The sequence below is a fragment of the Moraxella sp. CTOTU47724 genome (assembly GCF_032014955.1).
GTDB classification, from domain to species: domain Bacteria; phylum Pseudomonadota; class Gammaproteobacteria; order Pseudomonadales; family Moraxellaceae; genus Faucicola; species Faucicola tetraodonis.
In genome coordinates this window covers 1-2,472 of the sequence record NZ_DALZSV010000103.1, presented here as the reverse complement: position 1 = coordinate 2,472, position 2,472 = coordinate 1, and the positions used below count along the sequence as shown (strand labels likewise).

Sequence of the window (2,472 nt, the reverse complement as noted above, 5' to 3'; positions counted from 1 at the left end):
CGCTCTAGCCTTTGCTTATCATTGGCTGAAGCTTTGAATGTTCAACAGAACCTAGTATAACAGACTATGCATTTAAAATTAACCTCAAAATTTAAATGCTATAGGCTTAAAAAAAACGGGTAATGTGAAGGTTATTCAGAATTTAGCAAATCCACTCCCGCTCTCTTCAACTCCCCTTTCGCCGTCACATAATGATATAGCGTACTGCTGGGAATATCGCCAAGCTCTTTGCAAATCGCTGGAATACTTTTGGTTTGGTCAGCCATTAAATGCTGGGCATAACGCAGTTTCTCTGCCGTCATGATTCTAGGTCGCCCGCCTTTACGACCACGAGCCCGAGCGGCAGCAATCCCCTCCTTGACTCGCTGGCGGATAATGTTACGCTCCATCTCCGCAAACGCTGCTTGTATTTGTAAAAATGCCCGACCTGCAGGGGTTGTGGTATCCATCGGTGAATTAATCGCTTTAAAGCCAATGTCTTTTTCGGCTAATTCATCAATGAGTTTGATTAAGTCACTGGCTAACCGCCCTAACCTATCCAAATCCAAAACAACTAGCACATCCCCTTTTCGCAGATAATTCAGACAATCATCCAACCCTTTACGTTGGGAGTTACTACCCGATGCTTTATCCTCAAAAATTCGCTCACAGCCAATTTCTGTTAACGCATCAACTTGACGATCGAGTAATTGTTTCCCTTCAGATGTTGAAACCCTGGCATAACCGATAAAACTCATTTTTTATTACCAATTTTTACTGTCTATGGTCATTGCCTTAATTTATGAGATAGCTAACAACAACCCAATTTTCTGTTTAATTGTCTCAAGCTCAGCTTGACTGACATTGCCTTTATGCTTTGCGTTACGTGCTTTCCAATCCAAACTTTTGACTTGGTCCGATAAGGCAACATTTTGCGGTGTACCTTCAATGGTGACTTCAAACGGGTAGCCTTTGATTTTGGTAGTTAAAGGACAACAAATCACTAACCCTGTGGCTTGGTTATAAGCTTTGGGCGTTAATACCACAGCAGGACGATGACCTGCTTGTTCATGTCCTGCTTGAGGGTCAAACTCTAGCCAAATAATATCGCCAACCTCAGGTATATAACTCATAGCAATTCCTTACCGACAGGCTGACCAAAGTCGATTTCGCTATGCACATTATCTGGGGTGATTTGACCTAATAATTGTTCTAAGGTTTCTTGAGAGTCTATAATCGGTTCAATGATAATCCGCCCTGCTTCGGCTCGTACATCGACCTTTTTTTCAGCACTCAAATTTAACTCGGTTAAAATACCTGCAGGAATTCTAACCCCAATACTGTTACCCCATTTTCTCATCGTGACTTGCATTTTTTACCTACCTGGCGTTTGATAAACATTCAACCCTAATTATACATTGTATAATTATACTTATCTAGTAATAAAATTAATCACGATAAATAATAACTAGCAAGTCTTATCATAATTAGATTTATTTGGCTTTATCGTGAAATAAATAGAATAAAAAAGCGCCGAATTGGCGCTGATTTACAAAATCACGAAAAACAATAGGTTTTCGTGACATTGTACTTATAATATTATTTATGGACAATATTCCATATATTAATTTTATTTATTTTACTTGTGTAAAATTAATATTTTTCTTATAAACAGACATTTTTTAATTTTTATATGACTGTTGAAACCTTATCATTTATCTTGACAAGGTTTTATCATAAGTTTCTCGTTTTTCAAGCACTTTATCCAGTAATGCAATACCTGCAGTAATATCGCCTTTAGCGGCTCGAGCTTTGAAGCGAGTTTCAATATCTTGTTTAGCAATCATTAAGGTCATGGCTTCATCAATCAGTTTATTAACACTAACTCCACGAGATACTGCAAGGCTTTTGATACGCTCATGTTTTTCTTCAGTTACTCTAAGTGTGATAACGGACATTATGTATCTCCAATAATTGTTTAGGGGTGATGACTTTAAAACTATCAAAGATTAATTCGCTTTGGCGAAAGTCTTTTAAATTCTTCGTAATGATATAATCAGCATTTCCCGCTACAGCCAATTCAACAATAAAATTATCCCCTTCGTCTTTGAGATTGGGTCGCCATAGATAGCTGACATCAATCAAGCGACATACTGAATATAACGCATTAAATAGGACTTCTCGCTCTGTAAAGATTAATGCCACAGGGTGGTCGAATACGGATTGACGTCCAATTAGGTCTTCATACTCAAACAATAGCGCATGACTGACTAAAGGCGTAAAGTTCCCCGTTAGGCAACCACGAATGACTAAATTGTCATATCGGGAGCCTAAACAAGCCCCGACGATGATATTAGTATCTAAAATAATTTTCATAAAAATGCTATCATATGTGATAGCACTTAGTATACAAGATATCGATTTAATAATCGAATTTTCTTTTTTTACTTGAGCATAGTTCGCCTATCAATTTCCGCTCGCAACTTACTGGAC

5 protein-coding genes are annotated in these 2,472 nt (G+C 37.9%); all 5 read right to left on the bottom strand.

The annotated features are described in order from the left end of the window. Nucleotides 1-131 precede the first annotated feature (131 nt). The gene (locus tag RTR63_RS11690) at nucleotides 132-737 is read right to left on the bottom strand and encodes a recombinase family protein (protein WP_312524439.1); all 606 of its coding nucleotides are present in this window, start codon (nucleotides 735-737) and stop codon (nucleotides 132-134) included. 42 nt (nucleotides 738-779) lie between these two features. Further along, nucleotides 780-1,112 carry an endoribonuclease MazF gene (mazF, locus tag RTR63_RS11685; protein ID WP_312524437.1) on the bottom strand — a complete coding sequence of 111 codons (333 nt, stop codon included), beginning with the start codon at nucleotides 1,110-1,112 and terminating at the stop codon, nucleotides 780-782. Then, the gene (locus RTR63_RS11680) at nucleotides 1,109-1,351 is read right to left on the bottom strand and encodes an AbrB/MazE/SpoVT family DNA-binding domain-containing protein (RefSeq protein WP_101965173.1); all 243 of its coding nucleotides are present in this window, start codon (nucleotides 1,349-1,351) and stop codon (nucleotides 1,109-1,111) included. The genes mazF and RTR63_RS11680 overlap by 4 nt, the downstream gene beginning before the upstream one ends. Nucleotides 1,352-1,694: 343 nt before the next feature. Further along, nucleotides 1,695-1,937, bottom strand: coding sequence for a toxin-antitoxin system HicB family antitoxin (locus RTR63_RS11675; RefSeq protein WP_203172720.1), 243 nt, complete (start codon nucleotides 1,935-1,937; stop codon nucleotides 1,695-1,697). Continuing rightward, nucleotides 1,918-2,355, bottom strand: a complete 438-nt coding sequence (locus RTR63_RS11670) for a putative toxin-antitoxin system toxin component, PIN family (RefSeq protein ID WP_036591932.1) — start codon at nucleotides 2,353-2,355, stop codon at nucleotides 1,918-1,920. Before RTR63_RS11670 ends, RTR63_RS11675 begins: the two co-directional genes overlap by 20 nt. Between the last annotated feature and the right edge of the window lie 117 nt (nucleotides 2,356-2,472).

Excerpts from the sequence above, each read along its gene's own strand:
- RTR63_RS11690 (WP_312524439.1), bottom strand. The coding sequence starts at position 737 with ATGAGTTTTATCGGTTATGCCAGGGTTTCAACATCTGAAGGGAAACAA.
- mazF (WP_312524437.1), bottom strand. The coding sequence starts at position 1,112 with ATGAGTTATATACCTGAGGTTGGCGATATTATTTGGCTAGAGTTTGAC.
- RTR63_RS11680 (WP_101965173.1), bottom strand. The coding sequence starts at position 1,351 with ATGCAAGTCACGATGAGAAAATGGGGTAACAGTATTGGGGTTAGAATT.
- RTR63_RS11675 (WP_203172720.1), bottom strand. The coding sequence starts at position 1,937 with ATGTCCGTTATCACACTTAGAGTAACTGAAGAAAAACATGAGCGTATC.
- RTR63_RS11670 (WP_036591932.1), bottom strand. The coding sequence starts at position 2,355 with ATGAAAATTATTTTAGATACTAATATCATCGTCGGGGCTTGTTTAGGC.